This window comes from Kitasatospora griseola (assembly GCF_014648555.1).
GTDB classification, from domain to species: Bacteria; Actinomycetota; Actinomycetes; order Streptomycetales; family Streptomycetaceae; genus Kitasatospora; species Kitasatospora griseola.
On record NZ_BMRI01000013.1, the window covers coordinates 1 to 21,034 of the forward strand.

Annotated in this window: 16 protein-coding genes; 3 read left to right on the top strand and 13 right to left on the bottom strand. The window is 74.3% G+C overall.

Annotated features, from left to right (window positions below):
- Nucleotides 1-684 (top strand): IS5 family transposase (locus IEZ12_RS18105; RefSeq protein ID WP_189272920.1); only part of this gene is annotated, 684 nt, incomplete at its 5' end.
- A 212-nt stretch (nucleotides 685-896) separates the two neighbouring features.
- Here IEZ12_RS18105 and IEZ12_RS18110 read toward each other — a convergent pair.
- From IEZ12_RS18110 to IEZ12_RS18150, 9 genes are all read right to left on the bottom strand, one after another.
- On the bottom strand, nucleotides 897-2,189 hold the full coding sequence (locus IEZ12_RS18110; protein ID WP_189272921.1) for an SUKH-4 family immunity protein: 1,293 nt from the start codon (nucleotides 2,187-2,189) through the stop codon (nucleotides 897-899).
- Between the two features lie 58 nt (nucleotides 2,190-2,247).
- The gene (locus IEZ12_RS18115) at nucleotides 2,248-4,095 is read right to left on the bottom strand and encodes an ATP-binding protein (protein WP_189272922.1); all 1,848 of its coding nucleotides are present in this window, start codon (nucleotides 4,093-4,095) and stop codon (nucleotides 2,248-2,250) included.
- A 39-nt stretch (nucleotides 4,096-4,134) separates the two neighbouring features.
- Nucleotides 4,135-6,255, bottom strand: a complete 2,121-nt coding sequence (locus IEZ12_RS18120) for an SUKH-4 family immunity protein (protein ID WP_189272923.1) — start codon at nucleotides 6,253-6,255, stop codon at nucleotides 4,135-4,137.
- 57 nt (nucleotides 6,256-6,312) lie between these two features.
- On the bottom strand, nucleotides 6,313-11,517 hold the full coding sequence (locus tag IEZ12_RS18125) for a toxin glutamine deamidase domain-containing protein (protein WP_229847681.1): 5,205 nt from the start codon (nucleotides 11,515-11,517) through the stop codon (nucleotides 6,313-6,315).
- A 129-nt stretch (nucleotides 11,518-11,646) separates the two neighbouring features.
- Nucleotides 11,647-11,976: a hypothetical protein gene (locus IEZ12_RS18130; protein WP_229847650.1), complete on the bottom strand. Its 330-nt coding sequence runs from the start codon at nucleotides 11,974-11,976 to the stop codon at nucleotides 11,647-11,649.
- A 421-nt stretch (nucleotides 11,977-12,397) separates the two neighbouring features.
- Nucleotides 12,398-13,084: an ArsR/SmtB family transcription factor gene (locus IEZ12_RS40085; protein ID WP_189272926.1), complete on the bottom strand. Its 687-nt coding sequence runs from the start codon at nucleotides 13,082-13,084 to the stop codon at nucleotides 12,398-12,400.
- 151 nt (nucleotides 13,085-13,235) lie between these two features.
- On the bottom strand, nucleotides 13,236-14,936 hold the full coding sequence (locus IEZ12_RS18140; protein ID WP_229847651.1) for a hypothetical protein: 1,701 nt from the start codon (nucleotides 14,934-14,936) through the stop codon (nucleotides 13,236-13,238).
- A complete protein-coding gene (locus IEZ12_RS18145) occupies nucleotides 14,933-15,655 on the bottom strand; it encodes an ABC transporter ATP-binding protein (RefSeq protein WP_189272927.1) in 723 nt (240 codons plus the stop codon). Before IEZ12_RS18145 ends, IEZ12_RS18140 begins: the two co-directional genes overlap by 4 nt.
- 164 nt (nucleotides 15,656-15,819) lie before the next feature.
- Complete coding sequence (locus IEZ12_RS18150) at nucleotides 15,820-16,314, bottom strand: Rossmann-fold NAD(P)-binding domain-containing protein (RefSeq protein ID WP_189272928.1); 495 nt, start codon at nucleotides 16,312-16,314, stop codon at nucleotides 15,820-15,822.
- Between IEZ12_RS18150 and IEZ12_RS18155 the strand changes: the two genes are divergently transcribed.
- Nucleotides 16,271-16,465, top strand: a complete 195-nt coding sequence (locus tag IEZ12_RS18155; protein ID WP_373295491.1) for a helix-turn-helix domain-containing protein — start codon at nucleotides 16,271-16,273, stop codon at nucleotides 16,463-16,465. The two genes, IEZ12_RS18150 and IEZ12_RS18155, sit on opposite strands and share 44 nt — an antisense overlap.
- Nucleotides 16,466-16,473: 8 nt before the next feature.
- Here the strand turns inward: IEZ12_RS18155 and IEZ12_RS18160 are convergent, their stop codons facing one another.
- Nucleotides 16,474-17,022 (bottom strand): GNAT family N-acetyltransferase, encoded by a 549-nt coding sequence (locus IEZ12_RS18160; RefSeq protein ID WP_189272929.1) that lies wholly within the window; start codon nucleotides 17,020-17,022, stop codon nucleotides 16,474-16,476.
- A 62-nt stretch (nucleotides 17,023-17,084) separates the two neighbouring features.
- Complete coding sequence (locus tag IEZ12_RS18165) at nucleotides 17,085-18,245, bottom strand: FAD-dependent monooxygenase (RefSeq protein WP_189272930.1); 1,161 nt, start codon at nucleotides 18,243-18,245, stop codon at nucleotides 17,085-17,087.
- A gap of 159 nt (nucleotides 18,246-18,404) precedes the next feature.
- On the opposite strand from IEZ12_RS18165, the gene IEZ12_RS18170 reads away from it, so the two are divergent.
- Nucleotides 18,405-19,148, top strand: a complete 744-nt coding sequence (locus IEZ12_RS18170) for a TetR/AcrR family transcriptional regulator (protein WP_229847652.1) — start codon at nucleotides 18,405-18,407, stop codon at nucleotides 19,146-19,148.
- Between the two features lie 306 nt (nucleotides 19,149-19,454).
- On the opposite strand, the gene IEZ12_RS18175 is transcribed toward IEZ12_RS18170, so the two are convergent.
- The gene (locus IEZ12_RS18175; RefSeq protein ID WP_189272931.1) at nucleotides 19,455-20,240 is read right to left on the bottom strand and encodes a heme ABC transporter ATP-binding protein; all 786 of its coding nucleotides are present in this window, start codon (nucleotides 20,238-20,240) and stop codon (nucleotides 19,455-19,457) included.
- On the bottom strand, nucleotides 20,237-21,034 hold a 798-nt coding region (locus tag IEZ12_RS18180; protein WP_229847653.1), incomplete at its 5' end, for a FecCD family ABC transporter permease. The genes IEZ12_RS18175 and IEZ12_RS18180, both read right to left, overlap by 4 nt.

Here is a 21,034-nt window from a genome sequence, read left to right on the forward strand (position 1 = left end):
GCCTGGCGGTACCTGCCGCACGACTTCCCGCCCCACACCACCGTCTACGGCTACTTCAAGGAGTGGGAACGCGACGGGACCACCGAGCAGATCCACGACACGCTCCGCGACCAGCTTCGGGCGAAGAAGGGCCGCCGGATCCTGCCGACCGCGGCGATCATCGACGCCCAGTCCGTGAAGGCCTCGCCCAACGCCCCCGCCGACTCGCAGGGATTCGACGGCGGGAAGAAGGTCAAGGGCCGCAAGCGACACATCGCCACCGACACCCTCGGCCTGCTGCTGGTGTTGATCGTCACCGCCGCGGGCGTCCAGGACTCCGCCGGCGGGAAGCAGGTCCTCGACGTCCTTTCCGACCGGTGGCCGAGCGTGACCAAGGCCTGGGTCGACGCCGGGTACAACAACGCCGTCGTCAGGCACGGCGCCGCTCTGGACATCGACGTCGAGGTCGTCGCCCGCGACAAGGAACAGAAAGGCTTCGTCGTGCAGCCGATCCGCTGGCGCGTCGAGCAGACCTTCGGGATCATGGCCCGGTACCGGCGGCTCCACCGCGACTACGAGGAGCTGCCGGACCGGTCACGCTCGATGATCCACTGGGCCATGGTCAACTCGATGACCAACCGCCTGACCGCCAGCCCGGACAGAACCGGGCAATACCTCCGCCCGAAACCGCCTGCGGCAGCCTAAATCGGTATCGAACGCCCTCTCAGACTCGGCCACCAGCACGATGAACTCCGGATCCTCCACGGGCGCATCTCCTTCAGCGACAGGACAGTCACCCTGAGTATGTCGACGGAGCAAATCATCGGCCCATCGGTTTCCGTTCCGGATGGCTGCCCGAGATCTGCCGGCTGCGTCGTCCCCGGCGGTGGAGGGCAGTGCCGGGGACTGACGAGGTGTCAGAGCAGGCCGTCCCAGAGCTGTTCGACGATGACGGCCCACCAGTTCTCCGGGTCGCTGAAGACGGTGGGGTCGAGGGCGGCCAGGTCGTGCTGGAAGGCGTCGACGGCGAGACCGGCGGTCTGGGGGTCGAGGCCGTGCAGGGCGGGGTGGCGGGTGGCGAGCAGGGCGAGGGAGCGCAGGTAGGCGGGGAGGTCGGTGTTGAGGTAGCGGCCGGTGCCGGTGTCGGGGTCGACGGCCCAGATCCGGCCGATGCCCGCTCCGGTGCCGGTGCCGCCGTCGCCGCACTGGACGGCGATCAGCGCGTGGCCGTCGTCGCCGAGCAGCAGGTAGTCGGCGAGCAGGCCGCGGGTCCGGTCGGGGACGCGGGCGCCGCGGCCGGTCGCGGTCAGGTGGTCGACGACGGTGGGCAGGCCGGGCAGGTGGTGGAAGAACGAGGGGACGTCGGCGGGCAGTCCGGCCTCGGCGAGGGTGGCCGCGGTGGCGGCGGGCAGCGCGGCGGGGGCGGGGCCCTGGTGGCGGTGGATCCGGTCGGCGCCGAACTGCGCGTCGAGCCGGGCGCCGAGATCGTGGTCGCTCTCGGCGGCCGCCGCGGGCACGGCGCGCGGGAACGGGATCCGGTTGGGCCTGGGCGGGACGGGGCGGCCGGCCCGGCGGAAGGTGTCCTCGGTGGCGTCGGTGAGCGCGCGGACGGCGGCGGCCCGGCGGTCGTAGCGCGGGCCGTAGGCGTGGCCGTAGTCGAAGGTGGCGGTGGGGAGTTCGGCGAGCAGCATGGACGCGCAGTAGCCGCCGGGCAGTTCGCAGGGCCGCAGGTCGGTGTAGACGGACAGCACGTCCTCGGGGCGGACGCCCTGCTGCTGGAGGGTGCGCCAGGCGCGGACCTCGGGGTGGCCGGCGCCGGGGGCGGAGAGCTGGAACAGGCTCTGCTGTTCGCCGGCGGCGTCCCGGTAGGTGAGGACCACGGAGGTGCCGGGGCCGACCGCCGGCGGGCGGGACGGGTCGTGGCTGCCCGCGCCGAGCTTGTCGCGGTAGAGCTGGACGACCTCGTCGACGGGCACCGAGGGCCAGTGGGTGAGTTCGCCGGTCTCCCGGTCGACGACGGCGCAGGCGGTGCCGATCTCGGCGGGGGCCCGGCGTTCGCCGACGGGCCGGTCGGGTTCGGCGTCGGGGATCGGCCACAGCACCCAGCCGAGGTCGAACTCGTGCACCCCGATCCGGTGCCACTGGTCCTCGGGCCGGGCGCCGTTGATCCACTGGTGGGCCGCCTCGATGGCCTGCTCACGGGTCGTCACGCGGTCGTTCTCCTTCGGCGCCGGTTGGTCGGTGTTCACATTAATGGACGGTCGACGGTCACGGTCCGACCGGATGCGCCGCCACCTCGGCGGAGAGCACCGCAGGTCGCAGCACGGAGACGCCGTGCGCGTCGGCGATCAGCAGCAGTCCGTCGGGGGTGAGGTCGGCGCCGGCCAGCGGTGCGGCGGACAGGAACGCGGCGATCGGCCCGGTGACGGCGCCGTCGGCGTCGCGCTGCCAGAGCCGGACGTAGTCGCTGCCGATGCTGAGCGCGAGGGCGCCGGCGGCGCGCTGCTCGCCGTCGGGGCGGGCGAGTTGTCCGGGGTCGGTGTGGTCGGCCTCGCCGGTGCGGGCGTCGTAGGCCGTCAACTCCGGTTCCCGGCCCGGGTGGTGGGCGACCAGCAGGTGGCTGCCGTCGGGGCGGACGGCGGCGGTGACGGCGTCGACGCCGGTGAGCGGTCGGGCCCACAGGGTGTGCCAGGGCACGTCCAGGCCGGTGGTGTCGAGGCTCGGCAGGCCGTCCTGGCAGGCGGCGTGGTCGAGCAGGGCGGCGCGCAGTTCGACGTCGAGTTCCTGGCGGGTGAACAGCGGGGCGAGGCGCAGCCAGGTCCGGCCGAGCGGCGGCAGGTCGGCGGTCGGGTCGGCGGCGAGCCGGTCGACGGCGGCGCGCAGTCGGTGCTGTTCGGCGTGCAGCAGGAAGCCGGGGTCGGTGAGGAGTTGGTCGAGCAGGCCGCCGTGCAGGGCGTGTCCGGCGAGTTGTTCGCGGACGTAGGGGGCGGCGGCGGCCCACCGTCGGGGGTGGCCGCCGGGGACGGTCGCGAGCAGCGCGGTGGCGATCCGGCGGTGGACTTCGCGGGCGGTGCGGCCGAGGCGTTCGCGGATCTCGTCGGCGACGGCGGGGTGCACGATGCGCGCGCCGGGCGTCCCGGCGGCGGTGCTGGCGAGGTCGAAGAACGGCAGCAGCAGGTCGCGGCCGGCGGCGAGGGCGGGGCCGAGGTCCTTGCCGGCGACGGCGGAGGCGACGGGGCCCCACAGGTCGAATGGCAGGGGTTCGCCGGGGCCGGCCAGGGCGAGCGGGGCGAGCAGTCGGCGCAGCGTCAGTTCGTCGTTGCCGCAGCGTTCGGCGTGCAGGTCGAGGGCGTCGCCGGCGCTGCGGGGCAGCGGCAGCGGGCCGGCGGGGTGGGCCTGGACGGACCAGCCGGCCAGCCGGACCACCAGCGGGCTGTCGGCGACGGCGGCGAGCTGGCGGGCCACGGTGGGGTCGGGGACGGCGAGTTCGGCCTGCCGGAGCAGGGCGTCGGGGTCGCGCCACGGGTCCTGGTCGAGGTCGAGGATCCGCAGCTGACCGGCGGGGACGTCCTTGGCGAGCCGGTCGGCCTCGGTGCGGGGCAGGTCGGCGAGCAGGCGGATGCCGGGGTTGAGGGCGAGCGGCAGCAGCACCTCGGTGGTGATTCTGGCGGCCTCGTCGGTGCCGGCCAGCAGGCCGGCCCGGTCGATGTCGGCGACGACCACGGTCTGCGGCTGCTGGGGGGTGCCGAGTCCGGCGAGCACGGCGGGCAGGTGTTCGGACCGGTCGGCGCCGGGGGCGAAGGTGTCGGCGAGCAGCCAGCGCAGTTGGACGGCCGTCAGGCCGGTGGCGTCGAGGACGGGGGGTGCGGGCAGGTCGGCGGGCGGGACGGTGGCCGGGTCGAGGGCGGTGGTGTCGATGCGGGCGCGGTGGGCGGGGTCGCTGAGCATCAGGAACGCGGTGAGCAGCCGGGTTCGGCCGCTGCCGCTGTCGCCGGTGATCAGCACCGTGCGCGGCGCGTCGGCCGTGCCGGCCCGCCAGGCCGCCAGGGTGCGCAGCGCTGCCGCCCGGCCGCCGAGGTACGGATGGGGCTGGTGGGCGGCGGTCGTGTCGGTCACGTCGATCTCTCCGGTCGGGGGGCGGGGCGTCGGGGAGGGTCAGGCCCAGGTGTCGGGTTCGAGGACGTGCTGCCAGCTGTCGGTGGCGGCGGCGTCGGGGTCGATTCCGGCGAGGCGGGTGCGGAGTTCGGAGAGCAGGTCGTTGCTGTCCGCCTCGCGGGGCCAGTAGGCCGTCAGGTACTGGGCCTGGACGGCGATCATGGTGAGGAAGCGTTCCAGCGTGGTGCCGATCAGCGGCTCGCGGGGGCGAGCGGTGTCGGGCCAGTGTGCGGGCATCATGCGCAGCACCCGGCCGTCGCTGCCGTCCAGTACCAGGTCGGCGCCGAGCCAGCCGCCGAGCAGGTGGTACGGGCCGGTGCCGAGCTGTTCGACGCCGTCCGGCCAGGGGCGGACGGGGAGCTGCGCTCCGGGGGTGAGCCAGTAGCCGGTGGGGCTGTCGACGGCGGGCAGGCCGACGGTGGCGAGCAGTTCGCGGGTCGGGCCGTCGGTGATGCCGTCGGGGACGGGGTCGATCGGGTGCAACCCCTCGACGCCGAAGGCCTGTTCGAGCAGCTGTCGCAGGTCGGGGGTCGCTACGGGGTCGTACGGGCGGGGCAGTTGGCGGCCGAACGAGCCGACCAGCGGGACCAGGCGGTGTGCGGGCGCGTCGCGCAGCAGCTCGACGTCCGGTCGGACGGCGTAGGCACCGCGCACGCCGGCCAGCACCAGCAGGTCGCCGACCGCGCCGGCGGTCTCCGCGTCCGGGTGGTGGAACAGTCCGAGCGGCGCGCCGTCGGGGCCGTCCAGGACGGTGGCGTAGCCGATGCCCGGACGGACCGTCAGGGTGGCGCTGCCGGGCCCGAGTCCGCTGTCCGCCGGGCCGATCAGCTCGCCGGTCGCGGCGTCCCGGACCCAGCCGTTCTCCTCCTCGTCCTCGGTGACCACGACGGGCGCGCCCCGGAGTTCGGCGGCGTACACCCGGTCGATCTCCTCGGTGTGCCAGGGCCCGGTGCGGGGGGTGAACGCGCCGATGGGGCTCCACCGGGACCACACGGTGCGGAACGTCAGCGGCTCGGGGCAGGCCGCGGCGAGCGCCTCGGCGCGGTCGAACCGGCCGCGGGTGTGGGCGTCGTGGGCGAGCCGGGCGACCCACTCGCCGTGCGGCGCGCCGGCCAGGCCGTAGCCGACGAGGTAACGCAGCGCGGCGGCTGGAGTGCCGTACCGGAAGGCGCCGTCGGCGTACGCGGTGCGCAGCGCCTCGGTCAGGGCGTCCTGCGGGACGTGCGCCAGGGCCCGCGGATCGTCGAGCAGGTCGTCGAAGCGTCCGGACGCGGCGGCGTGGCCGGGCAGCGAACGGGCGGCCCACGGGGCGGTCAGGTCGGCGGCCGACAGGTGCTCGGTCATCCGGGCGTGGAACGCGGCGGCCTCGACCGGCGCGTACTGCAACTCCTCGACCAGGGCGGGGCGGTCGAACCCGACCGTGCCGTCCGCCTCCCGCACCAGCGGCTCGGCGGGGAGGGCCAGCAGATCGGCCTCGGTCACCGGCACGTCGGCGGCCCGGCACAGTTCGGCCCACGCGGCCACCGGCACCCGGCGCAGCTGGGCGTTGGCCAGCGCCCGCAGAGCAGCCAGGCTCTGCGGCGGGACGGCGGCGGTCAGCGCCGTCAGCTCGTCGTGGCCCGTGCCGCCGGACAGCCGGAGCACCTCCAGCCAGTACGCGGTGGGCTCGGCGTCGAGCGGCGCGGGGGGCTCGGGCTGTTCGACGACCAGCTGCAGCCTGCCCTCCTGGGCGGCCGTGGTGAGCGCGCCGACCACGGCCCGCAGTCGCACGGCCTCGCCGCCGCAGGCCAGCGAACCCGCCTGCTGGGTGTTGGCGAGCAGCACGGTGCGGGCCGTCCGATCGCGGCGCAGCGCCCGCTCCAGGTCGTCCAGGGTGCCGAAGCCGCGACGCCGCAACGCGCCGGTGCGGTCGGACAGTTCCTGCACCACGGAGTCGGCGCTGCGCCCGGCGGCGTCGATCGCGATCGCCGCCGGGAACGCCTCGGCGATCCCCGCGAGCACCGCGCTCTTCCCGCTGCCGGCCGGGCCGGTCACGTGGAGCCGGCCCCGGCTGCCGCCCTGCAGTCGTTCGGTGGCAGTGGCGATCGCCGCCGCCACCGCCGTCTCGTCGCGCCCGGTCATCCGGCCACTCCCTTGCTCACTGGCTCATGTTCGCTCGTCGCTGCGGTGACGAGGCACTCAGGAGGATTGGCGCTTCTTCTCCATCTCCATCCAGGCCCGGCCCACCTCTGCCACATGGTCGCCGAAGTCCCGGTCCATCTTCTGCTTGGCCGTCAGCTGGCCGGCAGAAAGGGTGGCGCCGGCATTCGGATCCGTGCGGTACCCGGTCGCATAGTAGACCGGCACCCCGGTCTGATCGCGTGACAGATAGCCGGAGCAGTCCGCGTGACCCTTGCCGATGCCGCACGGCTCGCGCTCCGTGTAGAGGCTGAGCACCTCCGGCTGGTCCTTCTGGTCCCGGGTCGCCTTCAGGTGGTCCATCCAGCCGCCGAGGTGCGTCTCGGAGTGCAGCGGCGTGATCCCGGCCCGCGGGGTGCTGGGCGGCACCGAGCTGTCCACCACGAAGCTGACCTGCTTCGTCTTGGGGTCGTACACCTCGATCACCGCGTAGTTGCGCCCGGTGAGGTCCGGCCGGTGCCCGGCCTGGGCGACCGCGCCCTGGATGCTGCGCTTCCCGAACGCCTCCTTGATCTCCTTGCGGACGTCCTGGTAGTCCTGCGACTGCTTCAGCCCCGCCTCGCCCTTGGACGTCGAGTGGTCGACGCCGCCGCGACTCGCTTGGTCCGCCTCGCCCGGAGCGGTGCCCGGCACCCGCGGGTCGGCGTTGTACGGGTACGACATCGCCTCGGGGCTGGCGCCCACGCCGTGGTTCTTGTGGAACTCGTCGCTCATCCGGCCCATCGCCGCGACCGCCGCGCCCTGCTCGCCCGGGCTCATCTCCTTGAACCCGGGCAGCGCGTCCTCCAGGTCCTTCCGGTTGAACGTCTTCGGGTTCCCCGCCTTGCTGTTGTCCAGCACGCTGCCGAGGTCGCCGCTGGTCGCCCAGTCGTTCAGCCGGTCGTAGACGTGATCCATGTCGAGCTGCCGGACGTCGTTGCTCTGCCGCAGCGCCTGCTGGGCGTCGTCCGGCTTGACGCCGTAGATCTCGTCCTTCGTCCCCTCCTTCGGACCGAGGTGCTCCTCCGTACGGTCCGCCTCGTGGATCGGGTGGTCGGGGTCGTTCGCGCGGCGCTCGTCGACGACCTGCTTGTCGGTCTTGGGCGTGTTGTCGGGCGAGCCGTCGTGAGAGCTGTCGTGCGACGGGCCTGCCGCTGCGTTCCCGTCCCCGTCGTGCTTCGCCTTCTTCTTGGCCGCGCCGCCCTCTGGGTCGTCCTCGGCCTTGTTCTTGCCCGCCGGGTCCTCGGGCCGCCGGTCGGCCCCGCTGTGATCGCCGGTGCCGTTCTCGGGTCCGCCGTGATCGTTCGTCGGCCGGCGGTCCGGGTCCAGGGTGATCGCGAACACGCCGTGGTCACCGTCGTGCAGCGGCTTGTCGCTGCGCTGGCCGGTCTGGTTGTCCAGGTAGGTGATCCTGCCGTTGTGGTTGACGACGTTCCACGCGTGGGCCCGCCCGTCGGCGTCCTGCGTGATGATCACCGCCTGCGAACCGTGCCCGTCCTGGCGCAACCGGTCCTCGATCCGACGGAACGCCGGATCCCCGTTGCCCATGTCCCGGAACGGCGCCCCGAGCTGACTCTCCGCCCGGTCCCGACCGCCCCGCTCGCCCTCCGGCCCGCCATCACGGCGCGGCGCGGCCGCCGTCGGATTCCCGCTGTACGTGTCCGCCGTCGACAGTGCCACGTCGAGGCAGTTGTTGTCCCGCCCCGGCGCCCGGTGCCCGTCCCCGTTGACGGCCCCCGGCCAGTCCCCCTTCGGATCCGGATGCCGCTGCGGCGTCCCGTCCGGATTCCGCGGCACCCGACTCTCCAGATCCACCTGATGCTGCGGATCCGGCCGCTCCAACCCACCGGGCGTGTCGTACGGCCGACTGCCGGCGAGACCGTCCGGCCGCGAGGAGTGGCCGTCCGACGTGGCGTCGGGGTGTGACGGGGCGTCGGGGTGCGAACTGTCCGCGTCGGGGCGGTGGTCGGCGTCGGGACGGTGGTCCGCGTCGGGACGGTGGTCCGCCTCAGGGCGTGCGGTGTTCGGCCGATCGGCTTCGGGACGGCCTGCGTCGGGGTGGTCGCCGTCAGGACGCGCCGCGTCGGGGCGGCTGCCGTCAGGGTGAGTTGAGTCCGGCCGACTGCCGTCCGGCCGCGCCGCATCGGGACGTGCAGAGTCGGGACGACCGGCGTCCGGCCGGCCCGTTTCCGGCCGCGCTGTATCGGGACGTGTGTTGTCCGGCCGGGCCGCGTCAGGACGCGCAGCATCGGAACGGCCCGCGTCCGGGCGTCCACCATCGGGACGCGCCACGTCAGGACGGCCACCATCCGGGCGAGTTGAATCCGGCCGACCGCCGTCCGACCGCGCGCCATCAGGACGCGCCGAATCGGGACGGGCACTGTCGGAACGACTCGCATCAACGCGCCCGGCATCCGACCGCGCACCATCGGGCCGACCCGAATCAGGGCGCGCCGAATCGGGACGCACCGGCCCCGGCCGACCCCCGTCCTGACGGCCCGCATCAGGGCGTCCACCGTCGGGGCGGCTCGCGGCGGGGCGGGCTGTGTCCGTGCCCGAGTACTGGCCGAAGGCCGCTCGCGGGTCGGGGCGGTCGGCAGCCGGGCGCGGCGTGAACGTGGAGTTGCCGCTGGGCTGTTGGCCCTGGCGGGCGGGCCCCTGGCTCTGGCCGGGCACCGTCGGGGTGACGCTCGGCCCGGACGTCGGCCGACTCGCGCCCGAACCGGACGGGGTGCCGCCTGTCGGCATCGCGCCACCGCCCATCGGCACACCGCCGCCCGCAACACCGGCCCCGCCCACGGGACCGGTCCCGTCGGGGCCGGTCGTCGGAATGGCGCCGGCGCCCGGCCGCTGGTCGGAACCGGCGTGCGGCGGTGGTGCCGTGGCAGTGGCGCCGAGACCGGCCACGTCCAGGCGCGGCGGTACCTGGCTGGTGTGCGTGGAGTCCGAGTCGCCGTTCCGCTGGTCGCCGCCCCGGAACGGGGGCGTACCTCCGGCCGTGACAGGAGCGCCGACCGGCGGCCGCGTGTCGGCGCCGCCGGAACCCTCGTGCTGCGACCCCGGCGCTCCGCCCGACGGCCCGGGCTCGTTCGCCGCGATCCCGGCGTGCTGCGGCCCGGGAACGTCGTGCGGGCGACCCGGATCGGCCCCGTGCGACGGACCCGACGGCGAGTCACCTCCACGCACCGGATCGGGCCCGAAGCTGTCGCCGACGCCCGGCGGGTGCACGGTGAAGCCCGGCTTGCTGGTGGAGTCGTTGAAGTCGGTGGCGGCGGGGCTCACGTACGGGGCGCTCATCTGGTCGGTGACGACCTTGACACCGTTGGAGTCCTTGACCACGTCGCCGTTCAGCGCATGCTCGTCGTACGACAGCTGGTACTTGTGCTCGGGCCCACGCGACGGACCGTCCGGCCCACTCGGACGCCCGCCGTCGGCACCGGTCTGCGACGCACCATCGTGCGACGACGGCGTCCCCGCACCCTCGTGCCCGGCCGGACGACCCGAATCGGCATCCGGCCGATGCGACGAACCATCATGCCCAACCGGCCGCCCACCATCAGGCTCCGCCCGATGCGGCACACCATCCGTGCCCGTCTGCGACGAACCATCGCGCGCGGCCCCATGATGCTCAGGCCCACGCCCCGCCCCCTCGTGCCCGGCAGGCCGCCCGCCATCCGGCTCCGCCCGATGCGGCGCGCCATCATGCCCAGCGGGACGCCCGCCATCCGGCTCTGCCCGATGCGGCTGGCCATCGTGCCCGGCCGGACGACCACCATCGGGCTCCGCACGATGCGGCGCACCATCGTGCCCAGCCGGACGACCGCCATCCGGCTCCGCCCGATGCGGCGCGCCATCATGCCCGGCCGGACGACCACCATCGGCCCCGGCCGACCCCACCCCGTCCGCACCCGTCCGCGACGCACCGTCATGCGGCGACGACGGCTGCGGCAACGACGTCCCCGCACCCGAATGCCCGCCCTGGCTCGGCGAGTTCACACCGTCCGCGCCCGTCCGCGCCGCACCGTCGTGCGACGTGGCGGACGCGCCCGCGGTCGCGTCGTGGGCCGGCGGCTGGTGGTCGGTGCCGACGCGGGTGCCGAACGGATCGAGCGCCGGGCCGCTGTCGGCTCGCGGCGGACGTGCCGGGGCGCTCTGCTGGTTCCCGCCGTTCGACCCGTGCTCCGGGGATCCACCGGCGTGCGAGTCCCCCGAGCCGGACGAGCTCAGCGAAGGACCGCCGGCCCCCGCACCGTGCTGCGAAGGTCCGCCGTTCGACGAACTCCCGCCCCCGGAGGACGAGTTCGTGTGCCCGCCCGACGGCACCGACCCACCACCACCGGCACTGCCACCGGACCCCGACGAGTCCCCTCCCCCGCCCGTCGCGGACCGCTCACTCCCGGACCGCTCACTCCCGGAGTGGTCGTTCCCGGAGCGGTCGTTCCCGGAGCCCGCCCCCTCGTGCCCACCCGACGACGAGTCCCCGTGCCCGGCAGCATGGTCGATGCCGCTCCGCACATGCCCGCCGGCACGCGAACCCAGGCCGTCACGGAACGACTCGGTGAACGTCTGACCCGAGTTCTTCACCGCGTCCGTGAAGTCCTCCGCGCCACGCTTCGCCGTCCGCCCCAGGTCATAACCACTCTGCGCACCGAAGTTCTGATTCACCGTCTGCGCGATCAGATCACTGATCATCCCCTGAATCGCCGACACCGCCGGCTCCTTCAAGGTCTCCATGATCGCTTCCATCAACGCCTGCCGAAGCTCCTTCAACAGACGCCGCACGATCATCTTCGTCGCCGCCGTCGCCCCCGCCGCACCCAACTCCGACAGACCCAACGTGAACGGCGCAGCAGCCTGAGCAGCGATCAACTCCACCGCCAACGCCACCAACTGGGCGATCACCGCCACCTTGCACGTGACCACGATCACCGCCGCGGCCTCGAACGCCCCGGCGATCAACCGCGCCGCCATCGCCGCATCCGCCAGATACCCGTCCGAACCCCCGCCCGAGAACTTCCCCCAGGTCGCACGGAACGCATCCACGCTGTCACCCGAGTTGCTCGACAGCACACCGTTCGCCGCACTCACACCCCGGTAGTGCAACTCGTCCACCTGGTCCGCGAAATCCCGCCAGACCTGCGCCGACTCCCGCAACTTGTCCTCGTCCGCGGTCGGCCAGTCGAAGCCCAGCATCTCCAGGACCCACTCGACACTGTCCGGCAACATCAGCGACACTTCGCCAAAACCCCCTGCGCCTCACGAGAACGAACGACACGAGCCAACGGAACGAAACGGACGGGCGGGCAGGCGGACGCGACTTCGGTGCCGCACGCCGTACCCGTGAAAGGGGGTTGGTCAGTAGCCCCGCGGCCGGTACAGCGCCCGGATCTGGCCGCCGACTTCGCCCTCGCGGGCTTCCAGGGTGTGGATGTCGCCCTCGGTGCGGCTCTCGTTCGCCTCGTGGCTGTCGGCCATGCTCTGCAGCTTGTCGCCGATCTCGCCGATCCGGGTGCCGAGGGAGTCCATCGACTCCTTCATGCCGTCGCGCAGGCCCTCGTAGACGATGCCGAACTTCTCGCCGAGGTCGTCGTCGCCCCAGGGGGGCGTGTCGCCCTGTTCGAGGGATTCGAGTCGGCCGGAGAGGGACTGGAGGGCGGAGAGGAAGTCCTGCCCGACGGCGGACATGTTCCTGCCTTCGGTCCGGAGGCTCCCCGAATCGACCACGATCTGCTGCGACATGCCCGCCCCCGACTCGCACTGCTGGGGCCGCTCGCACTGTCGGCCACGTGAGTTCAGGACCCCCGGGTCGGTGCTGACGCCGGCGGGCCCGATTTTCGTCCCTGCATCATAGGACCGGAATCATTGCCAAGCCATGCCCGCTACCGACCGTGCAAAAGCTTGTCACCACTCCTCCACCGCGCGCTCGGTGGCCCGCACCTGCCTCGATCGCACGATCGAACCCGGTCCGCCTTGATCGGTCCCGCCGTTCCGCCGCCCGAAGCACCCCACCGCCCGCACCGCCCCTGATCCGCGAAGACCCACCATCCATCCATGAGATCTTCACATTTCGTCACCAGAAGCCTGCGGGACCGCACTTGACGATGCCTCAGGCCGCCGCCGCGCCCGCACCCGCGTCCACCGGGAGCTCGGCGAGCCGCCACTCCAGCATTCCGTCGTCCAGCCGGATCGCCCGGCGCCCGCGCGCGGTGAGCAGGCGGACGGCGTCGTAGGCGAGGGCGCAGTACGCGCCGCGGCAGTAGACGACGACTTCGGCGTCCTCGGGGAGTTCGCCGATCCGCTCGGCGAGTTCCTCGACCGGGATGGAGAGCGCGCCGGGGATGTGCCCGGCGGCGTACTCCTCCACGGGGCGGACGTCGAGGGCGACGGCGTGGCCGGCGGCGATCCGGGCGAGCAGGTCCTCGCGGCGGACGGCGTCCTGCTCGTCGGGGGCCTCGGGCCCGAGGTAGGCGGTGCGGGCGGGGGCGACGGCGGCCTGGTGGCGTTCGGCGACCCGGCGCAGCAGGTCGAGGAGTTGGGCGACGTCCTCGCCGGCCAGCCGGTAGTGGATGCGGACGCCGTCGCGGCGGGTGGCGACCAGGCCGGTCTGCTTCAGCGTCTGGAGGTGCGCGGAGGCGGTGGTGAGGTTGAGTCCGGCGGCCTTGGCGAGCGCGTCGACGGTGCGCTCGCCCTGCGCCAGCAGGTCGAGCAGTTCGAGCCGCTTGCCGCTGGAGAGGGCTTTGCCGGTGGCGGCGAACGCCTCGTAGAGCTCGGTCTTCGCGGCCCGGTCCGCCATGACTGCGGCCCCTTTCTCGACAATTCTATGGAATAAGGGTACTCCGCCGCAGGTCCGCCCGGCCCCTCCGAACAGCGGTGCCCGCACCCCCGTCGCGGGGTGCGGGCACGTCGACCTGCGCAGCGGCGGCCGCCGCTCGGCCTTGCGGCAGCTACAGCTGACCCACCGCGCCGGGCCTGGCCTGCGCGGGGAGCTTGCCCGCCCTGCCCTGTGCCCACTGGAGCAGGACGAGGGCCACTGTCAGGGCGATCGCCGAGGACTGGGGCAGCGAGCCCGCCGAGCCGCTGCGCAGGGCCGCCGAGAACGGCAGGGCCAACACGGGGACGGCCACGGCCGGGCCGGCCGCGTACCAGGCGGCGAAGAACGCCAGGCCGGTGCCGCCGGCCGGCTGGGGGCGGTACAGCAGGTCCCGGCGGGCCGCGCCGCGGCAGGCGTTCACCAGGCCGGCCGCGACCAGCGGCGGGACGGCGATCAGGGCCAGCCAGGCGGCCGGGCCGCCGCCGAGCGCGAGCGCCGCGGCCGTTCCGGCCGCCGCGAGGACGAGGCCGAGGACCGTGGGCACCACCGCGTGCCGCAGCATCAGGCTCGCGAACGGGTACGGGGACCAGGACGCGCGGCGCACGTCGTCGGTCTCGATCCGGGCGGGCTCCAGCAGTTGGGCGACGGCCAGGTAGTCGAAGGCCAGCGCGACGACCGTCACGGCCCAGGACACCACTCCGCCGGTGTCGTGCGCGAGGACGGCGCAGAGCACGGCGGGCACGGTCAGCAGGACGGCGCGTCCGAGTCGGGCGGGCGTGCGGAGCAGCGAGAGCGCGTCCCGCCAGTACAGGATCAGCCAACGCTGCCGGGGCGCGGGCAGCCGGACCCGGACCTGGCGGCCGTTGCCGGACGCGCCGGCCACGGTCAGCTTCGCGGCGCGCAGTTCGACCGTCCGCAGCGCGGCCAGCACGCCGGCCGCCGTCCGGGCGCGCTCCCGGAGCAGCGGCAGCGCCAGGGCGCCGGCGGCCCGGTCGGCGAACACCAGCGCGGCGACGGTGGAGACGACCAGCAGCGCGGCGGCGAGCGCGCCGCCGGGGACGGCGGCAGGCGTCGGGGCCAGCGCGGCGAGTCCGGCCCAGCCCCACGGGCCCGACCACAGTTCCACCTTCTCCAGCCACCGGACGGGGTGGCCGGCGACGGCCAGCGCGCTCTGCGTCGCGAGCGCCAGGACCAGCAGGGTCGCGTACGGGGTCAGCCGGCGCACCCAGCGGGCGGCCCGCGGGCTGCTCTGCACCAGCAGCCCGGCGCAGACGCCCAGCAGGGGCAGGCAGAGCCCGCCGAGCAGGCACCAGCCGAGGGCGGCGGGCAGGCCGACGCGTACGGTCAGGCCGAGTGCGACCATCCCGCCGACGGCGATCACCAGACCGGGGAAGGCGGCCAGTCCGCAGGAGAGCCAGAACCACGGCCGCAGCACCGGGCGCGGGCGGACGGGGTGGGCGAGCAGCCAGTCGGTGGTGGCCCGGGGCGGTACGACGGGCCCGCGCCACAGTCCGTCGCGGACGGCCAGCAGCACGGTGGCGAGCCCGACGGCGGCGATGCCGCTGGGCATGGCGGCGAGCAGGTCGGGGCCGTGCCCGGTGTAGTCGGCGCCCAGGGACGCGTGGAGGAACAGGCCGAAGCTGGGGATGCCGCCCCAGATCACCAGGATCAGCACGGTGCAGTAGAGCGCGAACGCGATCTGCTTGAACCGGTTGCGCCGGTGCGGTGCGCGCAGGGCGCGCAGCACCGCGAGTGCCTCGTCGGTCCAGTCGTCGTCCTCGGTCCACTCCGCGGCGGTCGCGTCCTCGGCCTCGGCCACGGCCTGGCGGCTCACCGGGCGTCCGCCGGTGCGTCGAGGACGGCGGCGGGGGCGCCCTGGCGGACGACGCGGCCCTCTTCCAGGACGACGACCCGGTCGGCGACCTCCCGGGCGAGGTCGGTGTGGTGGGTGACCAGCAGCACCGCGACCCCGTCGGCGAGCTCCGCCGTCAGGAGTTCGGCGAGCCGGCGGCGCGCCTCCGGGTCGAGGCGCTGCTCGGGCTCGTCGAGCAGCAGCAGGTCGCGGGGCCGGACGAGCGCGCAGGCCAGCAGCAGGGCCTGCATCTGTCCGGAGGAGAGCGCGGACGGCAGCGCGTCGGCCCGTTCGGTGAGCGACCGGTTCTCCAGGACCTGCGCGACCCAGTCGGCGGCGTCGGCGACGCCGTGCGCGACGGCGACCAGCAGCAGGTGCTCGCGCACGGTCAGGTCGGGGTAGCAGGCGACGGTGTCGCCGACGACCGCGACCCGGGCGCGTATCCGGGGGTCGTTCTCGTTCATCGCCAGGCCGTCGAAGCGCACGGTTCCGGTGGTCGGCAGGTCGCGGCCGGCGGCGACGCGCAGCAGGGTCGACTTTCCGGATCCGTTGTGCCCGAGCAGTGCCACGCACTCGCCGGCGGCCAGTTCGAGGTCGACGGGGTGGAGCACTTCCCGGTCGCCGTACGAGCGGCTCACCCCGGTCAGTTGCAGCAGCGCTCGGGGTGCGCCGGCTCGGGGTGCGGCGGAGTTCTTGGCCATGTGGACGGCGCCTCTCGACGAATTGGTCGACCAAGTATCGCCCGCTGTCGCCGCACCGCGTCCCGACCCTCCCGGCCGGGCCGAGCGACGACGGGCGCGGTGCGGATTCGCTCCCCCGACGGGGCGGGCGCGCCGGATCGCCCGCCCCCGGGGGCCGCCTCGTTTCACACCATCAGTGCCTCGCGCAGCGTCGAGGGCTTGAGGCCGAAGGTGTCGCGGATGTCGCTGTCGTCCACCCGGACCGGGCGGTCGGACAGGTGGCTCGTCTCGATGAACTCCCGCCACAGCGGCTCGTTCAGCGACAGCAGGGTCATGTCCCGTTCGGTGAGCGACTCCAGCCGTGGTTCGGGTGCGCCGTGCAGTTCGGCGAGGGCCTCGGCGGCCTCCCGCACGGTGGCGGCGATGACGGGCGCGTTCCAGGCCCGGCCCCAGGTCCGCTCGTCGCGGCTGACGGCGACCAGGGCGGAGGCGACGTCCCCGACGAAGGAGAACGCGTGCACCGCGTCGGGGTTGCCGTGGACGAGGGCCAGCTCGCCCTCCCGGACCCGGGGGGCGACGAGCAGGGTGAACGCGGAGACCGCGCCCCGGCCCAGGTACTGGCCGGCCCGGACTTCGGTGACCCGCAGCCGCCCGCGGGCGCGCGAGCTGCTGGAGACCACCGCGCTGACCGTCGACCAGGTCGCCGACCGCAGCGGCCTCGGCTCCGGCGAGTCCCTCCGCCAGCACCTGAACCGCCACCTCGGCATGACCCCGGCCGCCTACCGCAGCGCTTTCGCCCACCGTTCAGCAACGACGGTGCAGCGGGCATGAGTTGAGACTCAGACGCGCTGGCCGAGGACCAGCTCGTGCTCCACGGACGACTCGTCACCGGGGACGGGGACGGACTGGCCGCTGCGGATGAAACCGACCTTCCGGTAGAAGGCCTCCGCGCGCTGGTTGTCCTGGTGCACGTACAGGCGGACGCGGGAGATCCGGGGCTCGTCGAGCCCGTCCGCGAAGGCGATCGCCGCGTCGAACAGGGCGCGGGCCAGACCGCTGCCGCGCTGCTCCTCGCGGACGAACACGCCGACCAGGTGGGCCTGGTCGGTGTCGGCCTGCCCGCCGAAGACGTCCCGGCCGGCCCGCTCGACCAGCACCGTCACCGATCCGTCCAGGCCGCCGTCGGCCCGCTCGGCGACGAACTGCCGGGCGAGCAGTTCGCCGCCGCCTGCTGCGCGGTCCCGCCAGAACTCGTCCGGCCTGACGGCCTCGACCTCGTATGTGTCCAGGAAGGCGATGCTCGCGGCCGGATCGCGCAGCGCGTGCAGCCGAAGTTCCTTGACGCCCTGCCAGTCCTCGGCAGTGGTGGCTCGTATCACGTGGTTCATACGCAAGATCTTCGACGAGCCCGGAGACCGCGGGCAACCGCATTACCGCACCGCCGAAGGGCTCACACGGGCTCCGGCAGCTCCATCGTGGCGACGTCCTGGCCGAGTCGGAGCATCCGGTCGAGGATCCAGCCCTTGCTGAGAAGGGCGTTGCGGGCTCGCAGGCCGGCGGCGGTGCGCGGGGCGAGGAACGGGCCGGTGCGGTCGCCGCCGCGCTGGCAGCGTTCGGCGTAGGGGCGGACGGTCCGTTCGTAGCGGGCGAACGCGGTGCGGTGGTCGCCGTCGGCGCAGGCGAGTTCGGTGGCGAGGACGTACGCGGCGACCAGCGCGGTGCCGGTGCCCATGCCGCCGATGGTGGCGCCGCAGGCGGCGTCGCCGAGCAGCGCGATCCGGCCGTTCGACCAGCTCGGCACGTCGGCGCGGCTGATCGAGTCGAGGTAGAGGTCGTCGGCGTCGCGCAGGGTCTCCAGCAGGTGCGGGACGGGGCGGCCGAGGTCGGCGAAACGTTGCTGCAGCAGGGACTTGAGGGCGTCGGTGTCGTGCCGGTCGTGGTCGAGCCGCGGCGAGGCGAACAGCAGGAAGGCGCCGGCCCGCTCCGGATCGCGCGGGTCCGCGCCGGCGGCGGCGAGCCGGCCGGGGGTGTTGATGCCGGTGCTGCCGGCGGGCAGGCCGAGCCGGTTCGGGAGCTGCCAGGTGGCGGCGTAGTAGCCGAGGTGGCGGACGTAGTCCTGTTCGGGTCCGAAGGCGAGAGCGCGGATCCGGGAGTGCAGTCCGTCCGCGCCGATCACCAGGTCGAACCGGCGTTCCGGGCCGTACCGGAAGGCGACCCGGACGCCGCGGTCGTCCTGCCGGAGCGCGGTGACGGTGTTGCCGAACAGGTACTCGGTGGTGGATTCGCTGTGCCGGAACAGGAGTTGGGCGAGCTCGCCGCGCGGGATCTCGATCTCGCCGCCGGCGAAGTCGGCGGGCAGCCGGAGCCGGACGCGGCCGTGCCGGTCGGTGAAGGTCATCGGGCTGCCGCCGGTGTCGAGCGTGCGGAGCTCGTCCAGCAGGCCCATCCGCCGAAGGACCGTCAGGTGGGTGGGCCCGCGGAAGTCGACGGCCTGGCCGCCGGGCCGCAGCGCGGGCGCGAGTTCGACCACGGTGGGCCGGTGGCCGTACCGGCCGAGCCAGTGGGCGAGCGCCGGTCCGCCGATGCCGGCGCCGGAGATCAGGATCTGCACGGTGTTTCCCCCTCGGAATTCGCAAGCAACGGAGCTCGACGGGCCCTCCCCGGGCCCGGAGCAGAAAGTGTGTCTCGCGGACACTGTTTGCTGCTGTGTACGGTAGACGCAGTTTTGGGCCGGGCGCAAGGCAGTCCGGTGCGACACCGGGGAGGGCCCGTGGAGGAGCAGCCGGACCAGGCGGAGCAGCACGAGGCGGCCGTGCGGCTGCTGTGGGGTCCGCCGGCGCGGCCGACCCGGGGGCCGAAGCCGGCCCTCAGCCTGGAGTCGATCGCCCGGGCCGGGATCGGGATCGCGGACGCCGAGGGTCTGGCGGCGGTGTCCATGCAGCGGGTGGCGGGGGTGCTGGCCTACACCAAGATGTCGCTGTACCGGTACGTGCCGGGCAAGGCCGAGCTGATCGCCCTGATGGTCGAGCACACGGTCGGCGAGCCCCCGCCGCCGAGCGACGCCCCGTGGCGGAGCCAACTCGCCGACTGGGCGCACCGGATGGCGGAGCTGTTCGCCGCGCACCCGTGGGTGCTGGACGCGCTGTCCGGCCCGCGGCTCACCGGCCCGCGCGAACTGGCCTGGCTGGAGCGGGTGGTGGCGGCGCTGGACGGCCACGGGCTGAGCGGCGCGGAGCGGATGGACGCGGCCGTGCTGCTGGTCGGCCACGTCCGGGCGATCGCCGCCCAGCAACGGACGTCCCGGGAGGGTTCGCCGGAGGCCGAGTTGCTGCGCGCCCTCGGCGGGCTGGTCGCGGCCCATGCGGAGCGCTATCCGGCGCTGGCCTCCGCGATGGCCGAGCCGGGCGAGGGCCGTGACGACGCCTTCGACTTCGGCGTCGAGCGGATCCTCGACGGTCTGGCCGCCCTGATCGACCGCCGGGCCCTCGACGGCCGGCCGAGCTCAGAGATCTGACGATCACACAAGTACTGGGCGCGCCTCAGGGGTTCGGACGGCGCGGCCCGGCGCGGTGGCGGCCGCGCCGGGCGGGCGAGCGGGTGGCGCTGACGGCGCCGGCCAGGACGAGCGGGGTGAGCAGCAGAACCATGGTCAGGTGCATGCGGTGCCTCCGGGTGGTCCGGTTCCTGCTGGTGCCGTTCCCGTGACGGACCCGGCCATATGGGCCGCCGACGCGGGATCACCCGCCCGGACCGCGTCGTGATCCGGATCTCCCCCGGTCGGCCGTCGCCCAGTAGTGGATCTTCCCGGGCCGACGATCCGTCAATCTGCTTCGCGGGGGCGCTCGGGCAGCACGATGGGCGCTCCCCCGCGCGGGTGCGCCAGCACCTCGACGGGGTGCCGGTAGACCTTGCTGAGCAGCGCGGCGTCCAGGACGTCGCCGGTCGGGCCGACGGCGACGGTGCGGCCGGCGTCCAGCAGGGCGATCCGGTCGGCGTGTGCGGCGGCGAGCGTGAGGTCGTGCAGCACGACGATCACGCCCCGGCCTGCTTCCGCGCGCTCCCGGGCGATCCGCAGCACGAGTTCCTGGTGCCGCAGGTCGAGGGCGGCGGTGGGTTCGTCGAGCAGCAGCAGCGGGGTGTCCTGGGCGAGGATCCGGGCCAGCGCGACCCGGGCCCGCTCGCCGCCGGAGAGCGCGGTGAACGGGCGGGCGGCCAGGTGGACGCAGTCGGTGGCGGCCATCGCACCGGCCACCGCCGGTCCGTCGTCGGCCGCGGCCGGCGTGGCCGTCCAGGGCGCGCGGCCCATCCGGACCACCTCCCCGGCCGCGAACGGGAACGACACCTCGTGGTGCTGCGGCAACAGGGCCCGCAGGCGGGCGAGTTCGGCGGGCCGGTGCGCGGCGAGCGGACGGCCGTCCAGCCGCACCTCGCCACCGGTCGGCCGCCGGTCGCCGGCCAGCACCGACAGCAGCGTGGACTTGCCCGCGCCGTTCGGGCCGAGCAGCGCGAGGATCTCGCCCCGGCGCACCGTCAGGTGGACGTCCGTCAGCAGCGGTCGGCCGCCGAGCATGCAGCCGACCCCCTCGGCGACGAGCAGTTCGGTCATGCCCAGCCTCCCTGGCGACGTCGGGTGCGGCGCAGCAGCCAGAAGAAGAACGGGCTGCCGATGAGTGCGGTGAGGACGCCGAGCGGGAGTTCGGCGGGCGCGGCGAGCGTGCGGGCGGCGAGGTCACCGGCGACCAGCACGAGGGCGCCGCCCACGGCGGAGGCCGGCAGCAGGAACCGGTGGCCCGGCCCGGCGAGCATCCGCAGCAGGTGCGGGACGACCAGGCCGACGAACCCGATGATCCCGCTGACGGCGACGGCGGCCGCGGTGAGCAGCGCGACCACGGTGATCAGCACGATCCGCATCCGTTCGACGTCCACGCCGAGGTGGCGGGCGGGGCGCTCGCCGAGCGCCAGCAGGTCCAGGCGGCGGGCGTAGCGGGGGGCCACGGCGAGTCCGAGGGCGGCGAACGGCAGGACGGCGAGCACCTTGCTCCAGCTCGCCTGGGAGAGCGAGCCGAGCTGCCAGAACGTCACCTGGCTGATCGCGGCGGTGTCGGCGGTGAACAGCAGCAGGCCGATCAGCGCGCCGCAGAACGCGTTCACGGCGACGCCGGTGAGCAGCAGGGTGACCACCTCGGTGCGGCCGCCGCTGCGCGACATGGCGTAGACGACGCCGACGGTGAGCAGTCCGGCGGCGAACGCGGCGGCGGTGACGGTCCAGCTGCCGAGGGCGTCCAGGCCGAGCACGATGCAGGCGACGGCGCCGACCGCGCCGCCGGAGGAGACGCCGATCACGGCGGGTTCGGCCAGCGGGTTGCCGAACACGCCCTGCATCAGCGCCCCGGCGCAGCC